Origin of the sequence: Sphingobium quisquiliarum P25 (assembly GCF_000445065.1) — a bacterium.
In the GTDB taxonomy this organism is placed as follows: Bacteria; Pseudomonadota; Alphaproteobacteria; order Sphingomonadales; family Sphingomonadaceae; genus Sphingobium; species Sphingobium quisquiliarum.
The window spans coordinates 1-20,852 of sequence record NZ_ATHO01000063.1; the positions used below are offsets into that span (position 1 = coordinate 1).

16 protein-coding genes are annotated in these 20,852 nt (G+C 64.1%); 14 read left to right on the forward strand and 2 right to left on the reverse strand.

The features are described 5' to 3' along the window. From infB to ligA, 9 genes are all read left to right on the forward strand, one after another. Window positions 1-2,003: translation initiation factor IF-2 (infB, locus tag L288_RS29295; protein WP_021237744.1), on the forward strand; the 2,003-nt coding region annotated here is incomplete at its 5' end. A gap of 214 nt (window positions 2,004-2,217) precedes the next feature. Then, complete coding sequence (rbfA, locus tag L288_RS29300) at window positions 2,218-2,625, forward strand: 30S ribosome-binding factor RbfA (RefSeq protein ID WP_021237745.1); 408 nt, start codon at window positions 2,218-2,220, stop codon at window positions 2,623-2,625. An 18-nt stretch (window positions 2,626-2,643) separates the two neighbouring features. Then, a complete protein-coding gene (truB, locus tag L288_RS29305) occupies window positions 2,644-3,567 on the forward strand; it encodes a tRNA pseudouridine(55) synthase TruB (protein WP_021237746.1) in 924 nt (307 codons plus the stop codon). Between the two features lie 19 nt (window positions 3,568-3,586). Further along, a complete protein-coding gene (gene rpsO, locus L288_RS29310) occupies window positions 3,587-3,856 on the forward strand; it encodes a 30S ribosomal protein S15 (RefSeq protein WP_021237747.1) in 270 nt (89 codons plus the stop codon). A gap of 287 nt (window positions 3,857-4,143) precedes the next feature. Continuing rightward, on the forward strand, window positions 4,144-6,498 hold the full coding sequence (pnp, locus tag L288_RS29315) for a polyribonucleotide nucleotidyltransferase (RefSeq protein WP_021237748.1): 2,355 nt from the start codon (window positions 4,144-4,146) through the stop codon (window positions 6,496-6,498). 141 nt (window positions 6,499-6,639) lie between these two features. Then, window positions 6,640-7,656, forward strand: a complete 1,017-nt coding sequence (locus L288_RS29320; protein ID WP_021237749.1) for a sensor histidine kinase — start codon at window positions 6,640-6,642, stop codon at window positions 7,654-7,656. A gap of 68 nt (window positions 7,657-7,724) precedes the next feature. Beyond that, complete coding sequence (locus L288_RS29325) at window positions 7,725-8,513, forward strand: outer membrane protein assembly factor BamD (protein ID WP_030538720.1); 789 nt, start codon at window positions 7,725-7,727, stop codon at window positions 8,511-8,513. Between the two features lie 141 nt (window positions 8,514-8,654). Further along, complete coding sequence (gene recN, locus L288_RS29330; RefSeq protein WP_021237751.1) at window positions 8,655-10,316, forward strand: DNA repair protein RecN; 1,662 nt, start codon at window positions 8,655-8,657, stop codon at window positions 10,314-10,316. 85 nt (window positions 10,317-10,401) lie between these two features. After that, window positions 10,402-12,546, forward strand: coding sequence for an NAD-dependent DNA ligase LigA (gene ligA / locus L288_RS29335; RefSeq protein ID WP_021237752.1), 2,145 nt, complete (start codon window positions 10,402-10,404; stop codon window positions 12,544-12,546). A 73-nt stretch (window positions 12,547-12,619) separates the two neighbouring features. Here ligA and yghU read toward each other — a convergent pair whose 3' ends face one another. Then, on the reverse strand, window positions 12,620-13,498 hold the full coding sequence (gene yghU, locus L288_RS29340; protein WP_021237753.1) for a glutathione-dependent disulfide-bond oxidoreductase: 879 nt from the start codon (window positions 13,496-13,498) through the stop codon (window positions 12,620-12,622). 438 nt (window positions 13,499-13,936) lie between these two features. Between yghU and groES the strand changes: the two genes are divergently transcribed. The 3 genes from groES (at window position 13,937) to L288_RS29355 (ending at window position 18,221) form a co-directional block, all read left to right on the forward strand. Then, on the forward strand, window positions 13,937-14,224 hold the full coding sequence (gene groES / locus L288_RS29345; RefSeq protein WP_007688871.1) for a co-chaperone GroES: 288 nt from the start codon (window positions 13,937-13,939) through the stop codon (window positions 14,222-14,224). An 86-nt stretch (window positions 14,225-14,310) separates the two neighbouring features. Continuing rightward, window positions 14,311-15,954 (forward strand): chaperonin GroEL, encoded by a 1,644-nt coding sequence (groL, locus tag L288_RS29350; RefSeq protein ID WP_021237754.1) that lies wholly within the window; start codon window positions 14,311-14,313, stop codon window positions 15,952-15,954. Between the two features lie 344 nt (window positions 15,955-16,298). Continuing rightward, complete coding sequence (locus L288_RS29355) at window positions 16,299-18,221, forward strand: putative bifunctional diguanylate cyclase/phosphodiesterase (protein WP_021237755.1); 1,923 nt, start codon at window positions 16,299-16,301, stop codon at window positions 18,219-18,221. A 22-nt stretch (window positions 18,222-18,243) separates the two neighbouring features. Here L288_RS29355 and L288_RS29360 read toward each other — a convergent pair whose 3' ends face one another. Continuing rightward, window positions 18,244-19,197: a crotonase/enoyl-CoA hydratase family protein gene (locus L288_RS29360; RefSeq protein ID WP_021237756.1), complete on the reverse strand. Its 954-nt coding sequence runs from the start codon at window positions 19,195-19,197 to the stop codon at window positions 18,244-18,246. A 239-nt stretch (window positions 19,198-19,436) separates the two neighbouring features. Between L288_RS29360 and L288_RS29365 the strand changes: the two genes are divergently transcribed. Beyond that, window positions 19,437-19,616 carry a hypothetical protein gene (locus L288_RS29365; RefSeq protein WP_021237757.1) on the forward strand — a complete coding sequence of 60 codons (180 nt, stop codon included), beginning with the start codon at window positions 19,437-19,439 and terminating at the stop codon, window positions 19,614-19,616. A 104-nt stretch (window positions 19,617-19,720) separates the two neighbouring features. Then, entirely contained in the window at window positions 19,721-20,851 is a 1,131-nt protein-coding gene (tgt, locus tag L288_RS29370; RefSeq protein WP_021237758.1) for a tRNA guanosine(34) transglycosylase Tgt, read from the forward strand. Window position 20,852: the final 1 nt, after the last annotated feature.

Here is a 20,852-nt window from a genome sequence, read left to right on the forward strand (position 1 = left end):
CCTCGCCTGCCGCCACCACGCCACCGCCGCGCCGCTTCACGCCGGTCACTCCGATCAAGCGTCCCGAACCGGCCAAGCCGGACCGGACCAAGCGTGCCGACGACAATCGCCGCCAGTCGGGCAAGCTGACCGTCACCCGTGCCCTCGCGGATGATGACAGCGCCCGCGCCCGCAGCCTCGCCGCGCTCAAGCGCGCCCGGGAGAAGGAGCGCCGCGCTCATTATTCGGGCGGCGCGCAGCAGCGTGAAAAGCAGGTCCGCGACGTTGTCGTGCCGGAAAGCATCACCGTTCAGGAACTCGCCAACCGCATGGCCGAAAAGGGCGCGGATCTGGTGAAGGCCCTGTTCAAGATGGGCACCGCCGTCACGCTCAACCAGCCGATCGATCAGGATACGGCGGAGCTGCTGGTCGAGGAATTCGGCCACCGTATCCAGCGCGTGTCCGACGCTGACGTCGAAATCGGCATGGAAGGCGAGGTTGACGCGCCCGAAACGTTGAAGCCGCGTCCGCCTGTCGTCACGATCATGGGCCATGTCGATCACGGCAAGACGTCGCTGCTCGACGCTTTGCGCGGCACCAATGTGGTGTCGGGCGAAAGCGGCGGCATCACCCAGCATATCGGCGCCTATCAGATCAAGACCAAGGGCGGTGACACCATCACCTTCCTCGACACGCCGGGCCACGAAGCCTTTTCGGAAATGCGCGCGCGTGGCGCGAACGTCACGGACATCGTCATCCTGGTGGTGGCGGCCGATGACGGGCTGATGCCGCAGACGATCGAGGCGATCAACCATACCAAGGCCGCTGGCGTGCCGATGATCGTCGCGATCAACAAGATCGACAAGCCCGAAGCCAATCCCCAGCGCGTGCGCGAGCGCCTGCTGGAGCATGAGGTGATCGTCGAGGACATGGGCGGCGAAACGCAGGACGTCGAAGTTTCGGCGCTCAAGGGCACCGGCCTCGACACGCTGATCGAGAAGATCCTGCTCCAGGCCGAACTGATGGAGCTGACCGCTAACCCCGACCGCCCGGCCGAAGGCAATGTGGTCGAGGCGCAGTTGGACAAGGGCCGTGGCGCGGTTGCGACCGTGCTGGTCCGCAAGGGCACACTCAAGGTCGGCGACACCTTCGTCATCGGTGCGGAAAGCGGCAAGGTCCGCGCTCTCATCAACGACAAGGGCCAGAATGTGAAGGTCGCAGGGCCGTCCACTCCGGTCGAAGTGCTGGGTCTGTCGGGCGTTCCGCTCGCCGGTGATCAGCTGACCGTGGTCGAGAATGAAGCGCGCGCCCGCGAAGTCGCCGCCTACCGTCAGGAACAGGCGACGAAGAAGCGGACCACGGCGGCTCCGACCAGCTTCGAACATATGTTCTCGGCGCTCAACACCAAGGTCATCGAATATCCGGTGGTGGTGAAGGGCGATGTGCAGGGTTCGGTCGAAGCGATCGTGTCGTCGCTCAACCGCATCTCGACCGACGAGATCAAGGTGCGCATCCTGCATTCGGGTGTCGGCGCGATCACGGAAAGCGACGTCACGCTGGCCGCCGCCAGCCGCGCGCCGCTGATCGGCTTCAACGTCCGTCCCAACGCCAAGGCGCGTCAGCTGGCGGAGCGCGAGAAGATCTCGCTGCGCTATTATGACGTGATCTACGACCTGCTTGAGGAAGTTCGCGGCGAAATGGCGGGCCAGCTGGCTCCAGAGCGCATTGAAACCATCGTCGGCCGCGCCGAGGTGTTGCAGGTCTTCCCCGCGGGCAAGAAGGACAAGGCCGCTGGTCTGCTCGTCCTCGACGGCATCATCCGCAAGGGGCTGGCCGCGCGCCTCACCCGCGACGATGTCATCGTGTCGCGCACCCACATCGCCTCGCTCCGCCGCTTCAAGGACGATGTGTCCGAAGTCCGGGCGGGCATGGAGTGCGGTGCGGTGTTGCAGGACACGAACGACATCAAGGCTGGCGATACGCTGGAACTGTTCGAGGTCGAAGAACGCGCCCGGACGCTGTAAAGTATCTTAGAAAGGCCCCTCCCTTTCAAGGGAGGGCGATCAGGGTCGGTCAAGCCCCCGGCTTGACCTAAACAGCATGGGATGCTGTTTACCCTGATCGGGGTGGGTGGCGAGCGTAGCGAGCCTCTGCCTGACCTCATAGGTTGCTGGCGATTTTTGCCGCAATCGCACCCACCCCCGGCCCCTCCCTGGAAGGGAGGGGGGAGTCTTGTGCATGGCACATCAGAATCAATCCTCCGAAGGCCCCTCCGTCCGCCTCCTCCGCGTGGGCGAGCAGGTGCGCCATGTCCTGTCCGGCATCCTCCAGCGCGGCGACGTGCATGACGATGTTCTCGCCAGGCATGTCGTCAGCGTCACCGAAGTACGCATGTCCCCGGACCTGCGCCATGCGACCGTGTTCGTGAAATCGCTGCTGGGGCAGGATGAAGACGCTGTGTTGAAGGCGCTGCGCACCAACACCGCTTATCTCCAGCGTGAGGTCGCCCATCGCGTACGCCTCAAATATGCGGCGAAGCTCAAATTCCTCGCCGATGAGAGCTTCGATGAGGGCAGCCATATCGACAAGTTGCTGCGCGACCCCAAGGTGGCGCGCGATCTTGAGCAGCCGGGCGGCGAGGACTGACGCGCCGCGTCGATTTGCATGCACGGCTGGATCATCCTCGACAAACCGCATGGGCTCGGCTCCACGCAGGCGGTGAGCGCCGTCAAGCGCGCGCTGAGGCAGAGCGGCGCGGGCAAGTGGAAGGTCGGCCATGGCGGAACGCTCGATCCGCTGGCGACGGGCGTGCTGCCGGTTGCGGTGGGTGAGGCGACCAAGCTTGCCGGGCGGATGCTCGACAGCGACAAGATTTATGACTTCACCATAGCTTTCGGGGCGCAGACCGACACGCTCGACCTGGAAGGGAAGGTGATCGCCAGCAGCGATGCCCGGCCCACACTTGCCGAAGTCGAGGCGGTGCTGCCCAGCTTCACCGGCCCGATCGAGCAGGCGCCGCCTGCTTATTCCGCCATCCTGATCGACGGCCAGCGCGCCTACGACCTCGCGCGCGCGGGGCAGGACGTGGAAATGAAGACGCGCCAGGTCACCATATATTCTCTCCGCGTCTCCGCGTCTCCGCGCGAGGAAAATGAATTTACGCGGAGGCATGGAGACGCGGAGGAAGTGGGAAGCGTCACCCTCACCGCCCATGTCTCCAAGGGCACCTATATCCGCTCCCTCGCGCGCGACATCGCCATTGCCCTTGGCACCGTCGGCCATGTCACCATGCTCCGGCGCATCAAGGCAGGCCCCTTCACCCTGGAATCCGCGATTTCGCTGGACAAATTGGACGAAGCTGCTAGGGGCGGCGGCTTCGGCGGTCTGATGCTGCCGTTGACCGCAGGGCTGGACGACATCCCGGCTCTCGCAGTCTCTCCCGATGACGCATTGGCTCTCCGGCAGGGGAAGGTGCTCGTGGGGAAACCGCATACCGGCCTGATGCTGGCGATGGAGGGCGATGTGCCCGTCGCGCTGGTCGAAGCCAGTGGCCCGGAAATCCGGGTGGTGCGCGGCTTCAATCTCTAGATGTTATGAAAGGAAGCCGATGTCGATTACTGCTGAGCGCAAGGAAGCGCTGATCAAGGAACATGCCCGCGCCGAAGGCGATACCGGTTCGCCGGAAGTCCAGGTCGCGATCCTTTCGGAACGCATTTCCAACCTGACCGAGCATTTCAAGGGTCACCACAAGGATAACCACAGCCGTCGCGGCCTGCTGATGCTGGTCAACAAGCGCCGTTCGCTGCTGGATTACCTCAAGAAAAAGGATGCGGGCCGTTATAACGACCTCATCGCAAAGCTGGGCTTGCGTAAGTAAGTCTGCTAAAGAAGGAGCGGCCCCCGATCGGGGCCGTTTCCGATTCTGACAACATGGCTCCGGGCAATCCGGCACGGCGCCATGACGGGGGAACCTCCCCCAACCGTTCGGGCTGAGCTTGTCGAAGCCCTCCACTGAGCGAAGGCGAAGTGCCTTCGCTACGCTCAGTTGGACCCTTCGACTTCGCTCAGGGCGAACGGAGGAGAGGTAAAGCTCTCCATCTTGGGCCATCAGGCCCACCAAAGGCCCCGCCCGGCAATAGGGCCCGGCGGGCGAAGGAAAACATTATGTTCGATGTAAAGAAGGTATCAATCGAGCTGGGCGGAAAGACCCTCACGCTCGAAACCGGCCGCATTGCGCGTCAGGCTGACGCCGCCGTGCTGGCGACCTATGGCGAAACCGTGGTGCTGTGCGCCGTGACCGCCGCCAAGTCGGTGAAGGAAGGGCAGGACTTCTTCCCGCTGACCGTCCACTATCAGGAAAAATATTCCGCGGCCGGCCGCATCCCCGGCGGCTTCTTCAAGCGTGAGCGCGGCGCGACCGAAAAGGAAACGCTGACCAGCCGCCTGATCGACCGCCCGGTCCGCCCGCTGTTCCCCGAAGGTTTCTACAACGAAATCAACGTCATCGCTCAGGTTCTGAGCTTCGATGGCGAAAGCGAGCCTGACATCGTGGCGATGATCGCCGCTTCGGCCGCCCTGACCCTGTCGGGCGTGCCCTTCCTCGGCCCGATCGGCGCTGCTCGCGTCGGCTACAAGGATGGCGAATATCAGCTGAATCCGTCCATGGACGAGGTGAAGACCGGCGAACTCGACCTGGTCGTCGCCGCCACCCAGGACGCGGTGATGATGGTCGAATCGGAAGCCAAGGAGCTTTCGGAAGACGTCATGCTCGGCGCTGTCCTGTTCGCCCATGAAGCGAGCAAGAAGGTCGTCGGCGCGATTATCGAGCTGGCCGAAAAGGCTGCGAAGGACCCGTGGGAAGTCGCAAAGGGCGACGACCTGGATGACCTCAAGAAGAAGCTCAAGAAGCTGATCGGCAAGGACATCGCGGCCGCCTACAAGCTGACCAGCAAGTCGGCCCGTTCGGATGCGATCAACGCCGCCCGCGACAAGGCGAAGGCTTTCTTCGCGGAAGAGGGGCTGGACGCGCAGACCGTCATGGCCGGCATCAAGCTGACCAAGAAGCTGGAATCGGAAATCGTCCGCACCGCCATCATCAAGGATGGCAAGCGCATCGACGGCCGCACCACCACGCAGATCCGCCCGATCGAGGCGATGGTCGGCTTCCTGCCGCGCACCCATGGTTCGGCGCTGTTCACCCGCGGTGAAACGCAGGCGATCTGCACCACCACGCTTGGCACCAAGGATGCTGAGCAGATGATCGATGGCCTGACCGGCGTTCATTATGAAAGCTTCATGCTGCACTATAACTTCCCGCCCTATTCGGTCGGTGAAGTCGGCCGCTTCGGCGCGCCGGGCCGCCGCGAGGTCGGCCATGGCAAGCTGGCATGGCGCGCCCTGCACCCCGTGCTGCCCAGCAAGGAAGAATTCCCCTACACCATCCGCGTCCTGTCCGACATCACCGAGTCCAACGGCTCGTCCTCGATGGCGACGGTCTGCGGCGGTTCGCTGTCGATGATGGACGCGGGCGTGCCGCTGAAGCGTCCGGTGTCGGGCATCGCCATGGGCCTGATCCTCGACGGCAAGGATTTCGCTGTGCTTAGCGACATCCTCGGCGACGAAGATCATCTGGGCGACATGGACTTCAAGGTGGCGGGCACCGAACAGGGCATCACCACCATGCAGATGGACATCAAGGTTGCCGGCATCACGCAGGAAATCTTCGAAGTCGCCCTGCGTCAGGCGAAGGAAGGCCGCGCCCACATCCTGGCTGAGATGAACAAGGCCCTGTCCTCGACCCGGACCGAGCTGTCGGCGCATGCTCCGCGTATCGAGACGATCCAGATCGACAAGTCGAAGATCCGCGACGTCATCGGCACCGGCGGCAAGGTCATCCGCGAAATCGTCGCGGAAACCGGCGCGAAGGTGGACATCGACGACGAAGGCATCATCAAGATCAGCTCGTCCGACATCGACCAGATCGAAGCCGCAAAGAAGTGGATCCTCGGCATCGTCGAGGAAGCGGAAGTCGGCAAGATCTACAACGGCAAGGTCGTCAACATCGTCGATTTCGGTGCGTTCGTGAACTTCATGGGCGGCAAGGACGGCCTCGTCCACGTCTCCGAAATGAAGAATGAGCGCGTCGAAAAGCCGACCGACGTCGTGTCGGAAGGCCAGGAAGTGAAGGTCAAGGTCCTGGAGATCGATCCGCGCGGCAAGGTTCGCCTGTCGATGCGCGTCGTCGATCAGGAAACCGGCGAGGAACTGGAAGACACCCGTCCTCCGCGCGAACCTCGCGAGCCCCGTGGTGATCGCGGCGACCGTGGCGATCGTGGCCGTGGCCCGCGCCGCGACGGCGGTGATCGTGGCGGTCGCGGTGGTGACCGTGGCGGCGATCGCGGCCCGCGCCGTGACCGCGGTGGTGATCGGGGCCCGCGTGGCGAAGGCCGTGGCGGCAATGGCGGCGGAGACGATGATGGCTCCAACGCCGGTCTGCCGGACTTCCTGACGCAGGACTGACTGTTCCTGCTTCTGATGAATAGGAAAGGGGTGTCCTTCGGGGCGCCCCTTTTTTTGTCATTGACGCCATGTGCCTGATATCCATCAATTGGCGCTGCGGATTCTTCTGATATTGTGCCGCCCGTTACCGGGGGGAAGTTGATGCAGCGCACCAATGAACGGTTCGTCGAGCGCCTGCCGCTCGTTCTTCCTCATCCCGCTTATGCCTATCTGATCAGCGCGCTGCTTTGCGGCGTTGCTTTCGGCCTTCGCCTGCTGGCGGAGAGTTTCCTGCCGATCGGCTATCCCTTCGTCGCCTTCTTTCCGGTGATCATCCTGACGGCTTTTCTGTTCGGCGTGCGGCCCGGCACGTTCGCGGCGATTTTGTGCGGCCTTGTTTCCTGGTACGCCTTCATCCCGCCGCGCATGGCCTTCACGATGAATCCCGGCGTGGCGCTCGCGCTGTGCTTCTATGGATTTGTCGCCGCCGTCGACATTGCGCTGATCCATTTCCTGCAACGGGCGAATGTCAATCTGGCGCTGGAGCGGGAGCGCAGCCGCGCGCTCGCCGAAAACCGCGAGCTGCTGTTCCACGAATTGCAGCATCGCGTGTCCAACAATTTGCAGGTGGTGGCCGCGATGCTGGCGCTGCGGAAGAACCATGTGGACCATGAGCAGGCGCGCGCCGCGCTGGACGACGCGGCCGGCCGCCTCGCCCTGATCGGGCGGATCAGCCGCACCCTCTACGATCCGGCCGATGAAGGGCAGGATATTCAGGGCTTCCTCACGCGCTTGACGCAGGATGTCGTGACCGCCAGCGGGCGCGATGATATCAGCGTCAGCGTGGAAGCGCCGCCGGGCCTGACGCTGCAATCCCGCGTCGCCGTGCCGCTCGCCATCATCGTGGCCGAAGCGGTCAGCAATGCGATCGAACATGGCCTGCCGGACCGGGGCGGCTCCATCGCCGTGACGCTGGAGGACAGCAGCGGCGCATTGTCGTTGAAGATCGCCGATGACGGGGCAGGGCTGGCGCCCGGCTTCGAACTTGGCCACGGCCCCTCGATCGGGCTCAAGATCGCGACGGCGCTGGCCGCTCAGCTCAAGGGCCGTTTCGCGCTCGATCACCGGCCCGAAGGCGGCGTGATCGCCCGGCTCGACCTGCCTGCGGGAGCGCACTGAACGCCGCATGGGCCTGCCTGCCCATTCTGCCGCTTGGCGAGCGCCATTCGCTCCGCTATGACCCGGCCATGCTGACGAAAACAATGACGCGCATCGGCGCGGCCACCGCTCCGGTCCTGCTCGCCGCCCTCGCGCTTTCGGGCTGTGCGACGTCCAAGAACAAGGCCGACACCCAATATGTCGCGCGGGACGTGTCCACCCTCTACAATGCGGGCAAATACCGGCTGGATCGGGGCCAGTACAAGCTCGCCGCCGCCCTGTTCGACGAGGTGGAACGCCAGCATCCCTACTCCCCCTGGGCCCGCCGCGCGCAGCTCATGTCCGCGTTCAGCTACTATATGAACCGGGACTATAATGAGGCGATCGGCGCGGCGCAGCGTTTCCTGTCGATCCATACCGGCAACAAGGACGCGCCCTACGCCTACTACCTCATCGCGCTTTGCTATTATGAGCAGATCGCCGATGTCACCCGCGACCAGAAGATCACGCAGCAGTCGCTGGACGCGCTGGGCGAACTCATCCGCCGCTATCCCGACACGCGATACGCCGCCGATGCGCGGTTGAAGCTGGACCTGGTGAACGATCACCTGGCGGGCAAGGAAATGGAAGTCGGCCGCTTCTATCAGCGGCGCGGCCAGTGGCTGGCGGCGACACTGCGTTTCCGCACGGTCATCGACAAATATCAGACGACCACCCACACGCCCGAAGCGCTGGAGCGCCTGGTCGAAAGCTACCTCTCGCTCGGCATCCGGGAAGAGGCGCAGAAGGCGGCCGCCGTGCTGGGCCGGAACTATCCCGGTTCCAAATGGTATGAGCGTTCCTTCAAGCTCATGCGGGAACATGGCGGAAAGGCGTAACGGAATATAGCCCCTCCTTTCAGGGGAGGGGCCGGGGTGGGTGCGAGCGCAGCGAGCGTCCGGCCTCTCGGATACAGGTGCCGCTTGGGGCGGCACACCCACCCCGGCCCCTCCCTTGAAAGGGAGGGGGGAGATTGTCAGGTGCTGACCACCCTCTCCATCCGCAATGTCGTCCTGATCGAGGCGCTGGACCTGGAATTCGGCGCTGGCCTTGGCGTGCTGACGGGGGAAACGGGCGCGGGCAAGTCGATCCTGCTTGATTCGCTGGGCCTGGCGCTTGGCGCGCGCGCCGACAGCGGGCTGGTGCGCAGCGGAGAGGCGCAGGCAAGCGTGTCCGCGACCTTCGAGCCTCCGGCCCCTGATCACCGCGCCGCCCGGCTGCTGGCGGACAATGGCATCGACATCGAACCGGGCGAACCGCTGATCATCCGCCGGACGTTGAAGGCGGACGGGGGCAGCCGCGCCTTTGTGAACGATCAGGCCTGCTCCGCCGCGTTGCTGCGGGAACTGGGCGGGGCGCTGGTTGAAATCCATGGGCAGCATGACGATCGCGGCCTGCTCAACCCGCGCGGCCACCGCAGCCTGCTCGACAGCTATGGCCGCTGCGATACGGGGGCGGTGGCCAGCGCCCATGCCGCCTGGCGGGCTGCGGCGGACAAGCTGGCGGAAAGCCGCGAAGCGGTGGAGATCGCCGCGCGCGACCGCGACTATCTGACCCATGCGGTGGAGGAACTGTCCCGCTTCGCGCCGGAGCCGGGGGAGGAAGCCGCGCTGGCCGAAGAACGCGCGACGATGCAGAAGGGCGCGCGCCTCGCCGATGACTTGTCCGCCGTCACAGACTGCCTGACCGGATCGGATGGCGGCCTTGCCCAGTTGCGGCAGGCGGCGCGGCGGCTGGACCGGATCGTGTCCGAATATGAACCGCTCGCCGATGTGCTGGCGGCGCTCGACCGCGCGGTGATCGAGGCGGGGGAGGCGGAGGACCGGCTGGCGGGCGCGGCCGAGGCGTTGAGCTTCGATCCGGCGCGGCTGGATGCCATCGAAACCCGGCTGTTCGACCTGCGCGGCCTTGCGCGCAAGCATCAGGTGCAGCCCGACGATCTGGCCGCCCTGCGCGACGACATGGCCGCCAAGCTCGCCGCGATCGAGGGCGGGGAGGAGCATCTCGCCGCGCTGGAGGCAGAAGTCGCGGCGCGAGCGGCGGATTATGCGCGGGCGGCGCAGGCTTTGTCCGCCGCGCGCAAGGGTGCGGCCGCCCGGCTGGACGTGGCGGTTGCGGGCGAACTCGCGCCGCTCAAGCTGGACGCCGCGCGCTTCCGTACCGTGGTCGCGCCGCTGGAGGAAGGGCAGTGGAGCGCCCATGGCATGGACCGGGTGGAGTTTGAGATTTCCACCAATCCCGGCGCGCCCTTCGCCCCCTTGGTGAAGATCGCCAGCGGCGGCGAATTGTCGCGCTTCATCCTGGCGCTCAAGGTCGCTCTGGCGGAGCAGGGCGGGGCGGACACGCTGATCTTCGATGAGATCGACCGGGGCGTGGGCGGCGCGGTGGCTTCGGCGATCGGGGAGCGGCTGGCGCGGCTGGCGCGGACCAACCAGATACTGGTCGTCACCCACAGCCCGCAGGTCGCCGCGCGGGGAGCGGGCCATATGCTGATCGCAAAGTCCAGCGACGGCACTGTTACCCGCACCGGCGTCCATGCCCTCACCGATGGCGAACGGCGCGAGGAAATCGCGCGCATGCTGTCGGGCGCCGAGATCACCGTGGAAGCGCGCGCGCAGGCGGAGCGGCTGCTGGAGGTTTGACACGTTCCGTTCGGTTCGAGCTTGTCGAGAAGCAGGCAGCGCAACAGTTCTCGACAAGCTCGAACCGAACGGGGATGGAGCAGATATGAATGACTCAGTCACCCCCGCCCAGCTGACAGAAGCCGAAGCCGCCAACCGCCTCATGCGCCTCGCCAGGGAGATCGCGCGGCATAACCGGCTCTACCATGACCAGGACCAGCCGGAGATCACGGACGCCGAATATGACGCCCTGATGCGCGAGAATAACGCGCTGGAGGCAGCCTTTCCGCAGCTCGTCCGCGCAGATTCGCCCAATGCGCAGGTCGGCGCGGCCCCGACGTCGGGCCTGAAAAAGGTCCAGCATGCCGTCCGCATGATGAGCCTGGACAACGGCTTTTCCGACGAGGACATCGCTGAATTCATTGCCCGCGTCCGGCGCTTCCTTGCCTTGCCGGACGACGCGCCGGTCGCGCTGACGGCGGAGCCCAAGATTGACGGCCTGTCCTGCTCGCTGCGCTATGAGCAGGGGGAGCTGCGGCTGGCGGCGACGCGCGGCGACGGGACGACCGGCGAGGATGTGACCGCCAACGTCCGCACCATCGGCGACATTCCCCAGACGCTCACCGGCGCTGACGTCCCCGGCCTGTTCGAGGTGCGGGGCGAGGTCTATATGGCGAAGGACGATTTCGCCGCCCTCAACGAAAGGCTGCTGGCAGAGGCGGAAGACCCGGCCAAGGCGCGCCAGTTCGCCAATCCACGCAATGCCGCCGCCGGATCGCTGCGGCAAAAGGACCCCGGCGTCACCGCCAGCCGCCCACTGCGATTTCTGGCGCATGGCTGGGGCGAGGTCAGCGCCTTGCCCGCCGAAACGCAGCTTGGCGTCATGCAGGCGATCGCCAGTTGGGGCCTGCCCGTATCGGACCGGCTGGCCTGCGTCGATACGCTGGATGCGCTCATCGCCCATTATCGCGATATCGAAGCGGCGCGGGCGGACCTGCCGTTCGACATCGATGGCGTGGTCTACAAGGTGGACCGGCTCGATTGGCAGCAGCGTCTGGGTTTCGTCGCCAAGGCTCCCCGCTGGGCGATCGCGCATAAATTCCCGGCGGAGCGCGCGCAAACCACGCTGGAGGCGATCGACATCCAGGTCGGGCGGACGGGCAAGCTGACCCCGGTCGGGCGGCTGACCCCGGTGACAGTCGGCGGCGTCGTCGTGTCCAATGTCACGCTGCACAATGCCGATGAGATTGCGCGCCTGGGCGTCCGTCCGGGTGATCGCGTCGTGGTGCAGCGGGCGGGTGATGTCATTCCGCAGGTGGTGGACAACCTAACCCGCGACGAAGCGCGGCCGCCCTTCGTCTTTCCCGCCTCTTGCCCCGTCTGCGGGTCCGAAGCGGTGCGCGAAGAGGGGGAGGTGGATGTCCGCTGCACCGGCGGCCTCATCTGCGCGGCGCAGCGCTTCGAACGGCTGCGCCATTTCGTCAGCCGGGGGGCATTGGACATTGAAGGACTGGGCGAAAAGACGATCGAGGAATTCATCGCGCTTGGCTGGATCGCGGAGCCTGCCGACATATTCCGGCTGAAGACGCACAGGGCCGAGTTGCTGGGCCGGGAAGGGTGGAAGGACAAGTCCGTCGACAATCTGCTGGCGGCGATCGAGGCGAAGCGCAGCCCCGACGCCGCCCGTCTGCTCTTTGGCCTGGGCATCCGCCATATCGGTGCGGTGACCGCGCGCGACCTGCTCAAGCGCTACGAAACGCTCCCCGCGATCCGTGCTTTGGCGGAGCAGATCATCGAACTGCGGGACAGTTTCCCCGTGGCCGAAGGGGAGGAGGAGGCCAGGCGCGCCAATCGCCTGAACAAGGCGATCGCGGAGATGATCGGCGTCGAAAATGCGGGCTCCGCTGTCGGCCACGCGCTGGCGGACTTCTTCCATGAACCGCATAACCGGGAAGCATGGGAAGACCTGCTGTCGGAAGTGTCGCCCCCGCCCTATGTCGTGGAAACCACCGCCAGCGCGGTGACGGGCAAGACGGTCGTGTTCACCGGCAAGCTGGAGACGATGAGCCGTGACGAGGCAAAGGCGCAGGCGGAACGGCTGGGGGCCAAGGCCGCCGGGTCCGTGAGCGCCAAGACCGACCTGCTCGTCGCGGGACCCGGTGCCGGATCGAAGCTGAAACAGGCCGCTGCCCTGGGCATCCAGGTCATAGACGAAGCCGCCTGGGCGGAGATCGTGAAAGCGGCGGGCTAGACCAATCGCTTCTGCGCAGGCAGGAACCAGTTCAAGGCCCGAACGGACTCCTGCCTGCAACGGCAGATCGGATTTAAGCCGCGCCTTCCACCTTGTCCTGCGTCTTCGTTTCGAAGTCGCTGGCGTCATGGCGCTCGTGCAATTGCTCCTCCGGCGGGCCGAAGGCGCGATTGACGATGCGGCCGCGCTTCACGGCGGGGCGGGCGTCGATCTGCTTTGCCCACCGCTGGAGATTGCTGTAGCTCTCCGCGTCCAGAAATTCCGCGGCCCGTTCATAGCTTCGGCCCAGTGCCACCCCGCCATACCAGGGCCAGATGGCGATATCGGCGATCGTATATTCATCGCCCGCGACAAATTCATGCTCCGCCAGCCGCCGGTCGAGCACGTCCATCTGCCGCTTCACTTCCATGGTGTAGCGGTTGATCGGATATTCGAACTTTTCCGGCGCATAGGCAAAGAAATGGCCGAACCCGCCGCCCAGCAAAGGCGCGCTGCCCATCTGCCAGAACAGCCAGCTCAGCGCCTCCGTCCGCTTGGCGGAATCGGCGGGCAGGAATGCGCCGAACTTTTCGGCAAGGTAAAGGAGGATCGATCCCGATTCGAACACGCGCTGCGGCGGGGACACGCTATGGTCCATCAGGGCCGGGATCTTGCTGTTGGGATTGACCGAGACAAAGCCGCTGCCGAACTGGTCGCCTTCGTTGATGCGGATCATCCAGGCGTCATATTCCGCACCCTGATGCCCCGCCGCCAGCAGCTCCTCCAGCATGATGGTCACCTTCTGCCCATTGGGCGTGCCCAGCGAATAGAGTTGCAGCGGATGCTTGCCGACCGGCAGTTCCTTGTCATGGGTCGGACCGGCGATGGGCCGGTTGATATTGGCGAAGGCGCCGCCATTTCCCGGTTCCCAGGTCCAGACGCGCGGCGGTGTGTAAGGCTGTTTCTCTGTCATTCCGTTTTCCCCAAGGCACTTGATGACGATGGAAGACGAAGGCAGCACCCCCGCTTTCCGCCGCAAGGTAGGAAGCGGCCGGGCCGGGCAAAAGCCGTGCAAGCAAAAATATGCTTGGGGCAGGGCATTGCCAGCACCGCTCGCCACGTCTCGTTTCCTGCACGGCGGGCCAGTGAAAGCCCCGCCGCGCATGGCTGCACGAGGCAAATCGGGGTAGGCGGACATGGACGGCGGATGAACAAAATTTTCTGCCTGCCTCTTGACGATGATTTCCCGCCGTCCATATGAAACGGCGCTGGCACTCCCCAACCGGGAGTGCTAACAGAACCAGGTTCATCGGGAGAAGGAGCGACGGGCGCAGGCTTTCAGGGGATGTGTTTCCTTTGCCGGCCGCCCTTCCAGATCCCATCAACGTCGTAAGAGGGAAAGGTACTCAACATGGCATTTCGTCCGTTGCACGACCGCGTTCTCGTCCGCCGCGTAGAGGCGGAAGAGAAGACTGCCGGTGGCATCATCATCCCCGACACCGCCAAGGAAAAGCCGCAGGAAGGCGAAATCGTCTCCGTCGGCACCGGCTCGAAGGCCGAAGATGGCAAGGTGACTCCGCTGGACGTCAAGGCTGGTGACCGCATCCTGTTCGGCAAGTGGTCGGGCACCGAGGTGAAGGTCGACGGCGAAGACCTGCTCATCATGAAGGAAAGCGACATTCTGGGCGTTATCGCCTGACAGTGATCAGCTTTTCCTCCGTTCGTCCTGAGTTCGAACGGAGACCGGCAATTTCCCAATAGTCAAAAAAGCAGAGGTTTTTACCCATGGCTGCAAAAGACGTAAAATTCTCCCGCGACGCCCGTGAGCGCATCCTGCGCGGCGTCGACATCCTGGCCGACGCGGTCAAGGTGACCCTGGGCCCCAAGGGCCGCAACGTCGTCATCGACAAGAGCTTCGGCGCGCCCCGCATCACCAAGGACGGCGTTTCGGTCGCCAAGGAAATCGAACTGAAGGACAAGTTCGAGAATATGGGCGCCCAGATGGTCCGCGAAGTCGCTTCGAAGACCAACGACATCGCTGGTGACGGCACCACCACCGCGACCGTCCTTGCCCAGGCGATCGTCCGCGAAGGCATGAAGTCGGTTGCCGCCGGCATGAACCCGATGGACCTCAAGCGCGGCATCGACCTCGCCGTCACCAAGGTCGTCGAGGACATCAAGACCCGTTCCAAGCCGGTTGCCGGTTCGAACGAAGTCGCGCAGGTCGGCATCATTTCGGCCAATGGCGACGTCGAAGTCGGCCAGAAGATCGCCGAAGCGATGGAAAAGGTCGGCAAGGAAGGCGTCATCACCGTGGAAGAGGCCAAGGGCCTCGACTTCGAACTGGACGTCGTGGAAGGCATGCAGTTCGACCGCGGCTACCTGTCGCCCTACTTCATCACCAACCCGGAAAAGATGCAGGTCGAACTGGCTGACCCCTACATCCTGATCCACGAAAAGAAGCTTTCGAACCTCCAGTCGATCCTGCCGATCCTCGAAGCCGTGGTGCAGTCGGGCCGTCCGCTCCTGATCATCGCGGAAGACATTGAGGGCGAAGCGCTGGCGACCCTGGTCGTCAACAAGCTGCGCGGCGGCCTGAAGGTCGCTGCGGTCAAGGCGCCCGGCTTCGGCGACCGCCGCAAGGCCATGCTGGAAGACATCGCCGTCCTGACCAAGGGCGAAGTCATCTCCGAAGACTTGGGCATCAAGCTGGAGAACGTCACGCTCGGCATGCTCGGCACCGCCAAGCGCGTCACCATCGACAAGGACAACACCACCATCGTCGATGGCGCCGGTGACGCTGAATCCATCAAGGCCCGCACCGAGCAGATCCGCGCCCAGATCGAGACGACCACGTCCGACTATGACCGTGAGAAGCTCCAGGAGCGTCTCGCCAAGCTGGCTGGCGGCGTTGCCGTCATCAAGGTCGGCGGCGCGACCGAAGTCGAGGTGAAGGAGCGCAAGGATCGCGTCGATGACGCGCTGCACGCGACCCGCGCCGCTGTCGAAGAAGGCATCGTCCCCGGTGGCGGCACGGCTCTGCTGTACGCGACCAAGGCCCTCAAGGACCTCAAGGGCGCGAACGACGACCAGACCCGTGGCATCGACATCATCCGCAAGGCGATTGAAGCGCCGCTGCGCCAGATCGCCACGAACGCGGGCGTTGATGGTGCGGTCGTCGCTGGCAACCTGCTGCGCGAAAATGACGAGACCAAGGGCTTCAATGCCGCGACCGACACCTATGAAAATCTGGTCGCCGCTGGTGTCATCGACCCGACCAAGGTCGTCCGCGCGGCCTTGCAGGACGCGGCATCGGTTGCCGGTCTGCTGATCACCACCGAAGCCACCATCGCCGAGCTGCCGGAAGACAAGTCCGCTGCTCCCGCGATGCCGGGCGGCATGGGTGGCATGGGTGGCATGGACTTCTAAAGCGATCGCAGCAGCGGGCGGACCACACTCCGCCCGCTGCCTGGATCGCGGCAGAGGACCAGTCCTTCGCTCACGCGAAAAGGAAGAAGCCGGTGGAGCGATCCGCCGGCTTTTTTCGTGGCCTTGCCTGCCGGCGGCTTTCCGGGCCGCTTTCAAATGTTAACCCAAAAATGCAGCGCAACCTACATTTTGCAGGCGTTTCGTTCCGATCAGGACAATAGCGTTAACGAAAAAATAAAGGGATGATGCGATCAGCGGGTTGGGAAGCGGAGACCCGCAATTTGCACGTTCTGACTACATTGTTGCAGAGGCTTGGGCTCCACCCCTCGGGCCAGGATGCAGACGTGCGCCGCAGCCTGGTGGAATCGCTTTACGCGTCCCCGGCATCCCTGACCATCGGTGCAGTCACCGGCGTCGCCGTGGGGCTTGTCAACTGCACCTTGTCGCCTTCCGGCCCGGTTCGGATCGTCGTGGCGCTGCTGTGCCTGGTGGCGACGCTGCGTGTCGTCTCCGCCATCTTCTTCCATCGTCAACTGGTGCGCGGCACCGCCGTGGCGTCGCGAAGCTGGGAAGTGGCCTATGAGCTGGGGGCCTGGTGCTATTCCGGGCTGCTGGGGCTCATGGCGTTCGTCACGCTCACCGGATCGCCCAATCCGGTCACGCACATGCTCAGCGTATCCATGGCGACCGGCTATGCGGGCGGCATTTCTGGCCGCAACGCGGGCCGGGTTCAAATCGCCATCGGTCAGGTGTGCCTGACGCTGCTGCCCACCGCGCTTGGCCTGTGGTTGCAGGGTTCGACCGGCTACCGGGTGCTCGCGGTCGCCATGATCATGATGGTGCTGGGCCTCGCGGAAATCAGCTCGACCATCCACCGGATCGTGCTTCAGGCGCTGATCGGCAAAAGGGAAAAGTCCCTGCTCGCCGAAAAATTCAAGCGCCTTGCCCGTTTCGACAGCCTCACCGGGCTTGAAAACCGGATGGCGATGCAGATGCGCCTGCGGGAAATCTTCGAACATAATCACAAGCGGAACGATGCGGTGACCATCCTGTGGATGGACATCGACCGGTTCAAGGAAATCAACGATTCGCTGGGCCACATCATCGGCGATCAACTGCTGCGCAATGTCGCGGAACGGTTGAACGAGGTCGTTCAGGAACGGGGGCGCATCGCCCGGTTCGGCGGGGACGAGTTCGTCATCATCTGCCCCGATATGGATCGTCTGACGGCGGCGGGCCTCGCGCAGGAAATCATCTCCTATTTCTCCCACGCCTTCGACCTTGGCGACAATCAATTGCAGGTCACTGCATCCATCGGCTACGCGGTCGCGCCGCAGGACGGCCGCGACATGGACGAGTTGATGCAGCATGCCGACCTGGCCTTGTATGAGGCGAAGCGTGGCGGCCGCAATCGCGCGACCAGCTTCAACTGGTCGTTCAAGGAACGCTTCAATCGCCTCCACGAAATTGAAACGGGTCTGCGGCGTGCGCTGGATTGTGGCGAATTGAAGCTGCTGTTCCAGCCGATCATCGATCTGGAAAGTGGACGGATCAGCGCTTGCGAGGCGTTGCTGCGCTGGGATCATCCCATATTGGGCCCAGTGCCGCCGTCCGAGTTCATTCCCATCGCCGAAGGCATGGGGATGATCGAGTCGATCACGGCCTGGGTGCTGCGTCAGGCCTGTCTTGCCGCGGCCTCCTGGCCGGACGATGTCCGCATCGCCGTGAACATCTCGCCCGCCTCGCTCAAGTCCGCCGAACTCCCCGCGAATATCATCGCCGTGCTGTTGGAGACGGGGCTTCCGGCCCGCCGCCTGGAACTGGAAGTGACCGAGTCCATTTTCCTGGACGATAGCGGGCAAACCAACGCCATTCTGCGCGACCTGCAAAGGATCGGGCTGCGTCTGGCGCTGGATGATTTCGGAACCGGCTATTCGTCCTTGGCCTATTTGCGTTCCTACCGGTTCGACACGCTGAAAATCGATCAGAGCTTCATGGCGGGGGTGAGCGCAAATGCGGAAGACCGCGCGATCGTGAGGGCGATCGGCAGCCTGGCACGTGAGCTTGCGATGGATACGGTGGCCGAAGGGATCGAAACGGCGGATCAACTCCACCACGCGCAGGAGGCGGGTTTCACGGACGTTCAAGGCTATCTGTTCAGCCGTCCCATCCCGCTCGACAAAATCACGGGCCTTATCGCCGCTGGTCCGTTGCAACTGGGCGAACATCAATGGCCGGGCAGGCCGGTGCGCAGCCGGATCGTCTGAACCCGGCGTCAGGCATTGCCATTCAGCGCAATCGCGTCTGTGCCGACGCCAGCCGCCGCATCATCCGCAAATCCCGTGACGGCAGCGACATGGCCGTGTCGGTCCATGCTTCCACGATATCCGTCAGTTCGGTGAGCGTAAGCGGATTGACCCGCCGTCCGGCCCGGTTGATCCCCACATAACCGGCGTGATGGGAGATATGGTCCTTGATCCAGCGGACCGTTGCCGCTTCGCCTTCGCCTTCCTCCACCACCTGAGTGACGATCCCCATCTCGTACATTTCTTCGGCGGTATAGACCTGGCCTTCCATTATCATCCGCCGCGCCAGCAGCGGCCCGACCCTTCGGGACAGGACGGAAAAAGCGCCCATGCCGGGGAACAGGCCGAACAGCACCTCAGGCAGGCCGAAGCGCGCCTGCCGTTCCGCAATGATGACGTCGAAGCAGAGCAGGGCTTCCAGACCTCCGCCCAGCGCGTCGCCCTGCGCCAGCCCGATATTGATGATGTTCATGTCGTTGCTGTGCCAGATGCGATCGACGATCTCGCAGCAGGCCACGCCATAGCGCAGCAGAGTGTCGCGGTCGCGGCGCTCTATGCATTCGGCGAACATCTCCAGGTCGCCGCCCAGGTTGAAGACGCCGGGAAAGCGCGATCCCAGCACCATGAATTTCAGCATGCCAGCCTGATCGGCGAACAACTCGCGGCTTTCATGCAGCCATGCCCGCGTATCGCGAATCAAGGCGAGATTGGAGTTGGGCCGTTCAAGAGGCGTCATGAACGCCCAGAGCGTGCTTAGTTCCGGTTCCCAGCGCACGTCGATCTGTCCCAGGTCGAACAGTTTCGATCGTCCCAGCATGCCGGGAATGGAGGGTTCCGTAGCGGCGATCTGATGAATTTCGTCATCATGCGGCAGATCGCTCATGGACAGATCGTCAGCCTCGTCGCGTGCTGGGCTAAACCGCGCGGAATCAATCATCTGTGCCCCCGAATTTCGATCCGTCGTGAAGAAAACAGTCTTGATGACCGGAGGCAACCGCCCATGCTGCAAACGCCGCCGCGTTAACCCTTTTTATCGGGAACTGTTGCGCATAAGCTGCCGAAATCGCCCGATCATCAAGGTTAACGTTGTATTAATGCAACAAGGTGGCAACTCATACAAGTGTAAAAATATGGCGTCAGGGCTTTGTTAACCATTATTAATTAGAGGCTGGATGCATGGAACAGCATCGCACCGGCCGACAGATCGTGACGCTCCTGCTACATGATGAGGAGGGGGCGTCCTGGCGCCTCAGCCTCGCTGCGGACTGCCTCTGCTTCATCGGCAACTATCGCCGCGTCGAAGGTTTCAACATCGATGCGATCGTCGCCTTCGACGGAGTCCGCCGGAACGGCTGACGCTCAGGTCTTGGGCGGGGGCGGCTCGCGGTAAGCCTTTGCCGCTCGTGCCGCGCGAAAAAAGCCGTTCCCACTTTCGCGCGCGATGCTCTAGAGCGCGGCGGGTGACCCAGAACCGTTTTTCCTTCACCATCGCCGCCACCGACGGCAAGGCCCGCACCGGATCGATCCAGATGCGCCGGGGCGACATCCGCACGCCCGCCTTCATGCCCGTCGGCACGGCCGCCACGGTCAAGGCGATGCGGCCCGCCGAAGTCCGCGCGGCGGGCGCGGACATCATCCTTGGCAACACCTATCATCTCATGCTCCGCCCCGGCGCGGAGCGCGTGGCGCGGCTTGGCGGCCTGCACGGGTTCATGGGATGGGACCGGCCGATCCTGACCGACAGCGGCGGCTATCAGGTGATGAGCCTGTCGGCGCTGACGAAGATGAGCGAGGAGGGCGTCGCCTTCGCCAGCCATATCGACGGGTCGCGGCACATGCTGACGCCGGAACGGTCGATGGAAATCCAGCGCCTGCTGGACAGCGACATCGTCATGGCCTTCGACGAATGCACCAGGAATGGCTGCACGCATGAAGAGGCGGCGCACAGCATGGAACGGTCCATGCGCTGGGCCAAACGGTCCCGCGACGCCTTCGACCAGGGCGGCGATCATGCGGAAAGGGCCGCGCTGTTCGGCATTCAGCAGGGATCGTTGAACGAGGATCTGCGCCGCGTTTCAGCGGAAAAGCTGATCGAGATAGGCTTTGACGGCTATGCCGTGGGCGGCCTCGCGGTGGGAGAGGGGCAGGAAGCGATGTTCGCCTGCCTCGACTATGCGCCCGGCATGCTGCCCGCCGGCAAGCCGCGCTACCTGATGGGAGTCGGCAAGCCGGACGATATCGTCGGCGCGGTGGAGCGCGGCATCGATATGTTCGATTGCGTGCTGCCGACGCGCAGCGGGCGCAACGGGCAGGCCTTTACCTGGGCCGGGCCGCTCAATATCCGCAATGCCCGCTTCGCCGAGGATCTATCGCCGCTCGATCCGCGCTGCGGCTGTCCGGTCTGCGCCACCTGGAGCCGCGCCTATCTGCATCATCTGGTGAAGGCAGGGGAAATGCTGGGCGCCATGCTGATGACGCAGCATAACATCTCCTTCTACCAGGCGCTGATGCAGGCGATCCGCGACAGCATCGCGCAGGGGCGTTTCGCGGCCTTTGCAGCGGAATTCCGTGAAGGCTACCGCCGCGCCTGAC

Bases quoted from the DNA above. Each gene is read 5' to 3' on its own strand.
- rbfA (WP_021237745.1), top strand. From the start codon at position 2,218: ATGGCACATCAGAATCAATCCTCCGAAGGCCCCTCCGTCCGCCTCCTC.
- truB (WP_021237746.1), top strand. From the start codon at position 2,644: ATGCACGGCTGGATCATCCTCGACAAACCGCATGGGCTCGGCTCCACG.
- rpsO (WP_021237747.1), top strand. From the start codon at position 3,587: ATGTCGATTACTGCTGAGCGCAAGGAAGCGCTGATCAAGGAACATGCC.
- pnp (WP_021237748.1), top strand. From the start codon at position 4,144: ATGTTCGATGTAAAGAAGGTATCAATCGAGCTGGGCGGAAAGACCCTC.
- L288_RS29320 (WP_021237749.1), top strand. From the start codon at position 6,640: ATGCAGCGCACCAATGAACGGTTCGTCGAGCGCCTGCCGCTCGTTCTT.
- L288_RS29325 (WP_030538720.1), top strand. From the start codon at position 7,725: ATGCTGACGAAAACAATGACGCGCATCGGCGCGGCCACCGCTCCGGTC.
- ligA (WP_021237752.1), top strand. From the start codon at position 10,402: ATGAATGACTCAGTCACCCCCGCCCAGCTGACAGAAGCCGAAGCCGCC.
- yghU (WP_021237753.1), bottom strand. From the start codon at position 13,498: ATGACAGAGAAACAGCCTTACACACCGCCGCGCGTCTGGACCTGGGAA.
- groES (WP_007688871.1), top strand. From the start codon at position 13,937: ATGGCATTTCGTCCGTTGCACGACCGCGTTCTCGTCCGCCGCGTAGAG.
- groL (WP_021237754.1), top strand. From the start codon at position 14,311: ATGGCTGCAAAAGACGTAAAATTCTCCCGCGACGCCCGTGAGCGCATC.
- L288_RS29360 (WP_021237756.1), bottom strand. From the start codon at position 19,197: ATGATTGATTCCGCGCGGTTTAGCCCAGCACGCGACGAGGCTGACGAT.
- L288_RS29365 (WP_021237757.1), top strand. From the start codon at position 19,437: ATGGAACAGCATCGCACCGGCCGACAGATCGTGACGCTCCTGCTACAT.